2 pseudogenes are annotated in these 1,007 nt (G+C 38.1%); both read right to left on the reverse strand.

The annotated features are described in order from the left end of the window. Window positions 1-608, reverse strand: a pseudogene (locus tag HR060_RS19130) (hypothetical protein); the annotation flags it as partial. A gap of 33 nt (window positions 609-641) precedes the next feature. After that, a pseudogene (locus HR060_RS19135) lies at window positions 642-1,007 on the reverse strand (hypothetical protein); the annotation flags it as partial.

Consider the following 1,007-nt stretch of genomic DNA (forward strand, 5'->3'; position numbering starts at 1 on the left):
ACGACCACTTCAACATCCGATTCTGGGTAAGTATCAAAATCACGATGTCGAATATAAGGAAGTTGAGCCTGACTACCATGCTGAGATGTAACGGCATATTGGGTAATGCAAACAATGTCTTGCCAAGCAAAACTGGCGTTACCAAATTCATCTTTTTCAGTTTGATGGCTAAAAGCTTTGGTATAACCAACCCGGCCAGTCAAACGATCAAAATAAATAATATGATCAGAGCCCACACGCATAGTCCACGGGATTAAATTTAACCAAAATAAATTCCAGATTAAAACGGCAATATAAAAATGGTATTCAAATGGCTCATCTATATAAAAAATCAGCCAAGCAGGTAAATTAATTGCGCAAAGACAACTACCTGCAAAACCAATAAACATACACGCAATAGATAACCAGCCAGATGCATGTTTGTCAGCGTTTTGTATTAAGAAACGTTCCGGATGGTCTGCAAAAAATGTGCGTTTTGATACTTTTTTCTCAAACATCCGGGTTAAATACAAACCATTAAATTGATCTGCTAACGAGGCATGATTAAAAGCCTGAAAAAATCGGTTAAAGGTCGTTTCTTTCGGTAACGTCGGTATAAAATTTATCATCACATTCCTTGTGTATGAATATCGTTAAAACAATTAAAGGGGCGAGCCACACGTTATTTGCCTAAATACACGTTTAAACTTGTATGTATTATCTAATACAGGCAAAGGCATAGCTGGGTCTATCGGCCAGACTTCCCACGGTTTGGTAATTTCAGCTTGTGGTTTATCAAAGGCAAAATTAAACGCCTCAGACAACAACTCTTTTTCAATTTTATTTTGCTGCTCAAAACTCATATCTTGCCAAAAGCTTTCTGGCCTGCCGTTTTTCTTATCAAAAGCGGCGGTCACCGAGTCAAGGTGTCTTACTGCTTCATATACAGGTACATCGGGTAATGGTTTGGTGTTATCCATAAATCGGCACACTTCTTCCCAAAATAAATAACAATAGGTGCGGCTATT

The sequence above is a fragment of the Marinifaba aquimaris genome (genome assembly GCF_013328345.1).
Lineage (GTDB): Bacteria > Pseudomonadota > Gammaproteobacteria > Enterobacterales > Alteromonadaceae > Marinifaba > Marinifaba aquimaris.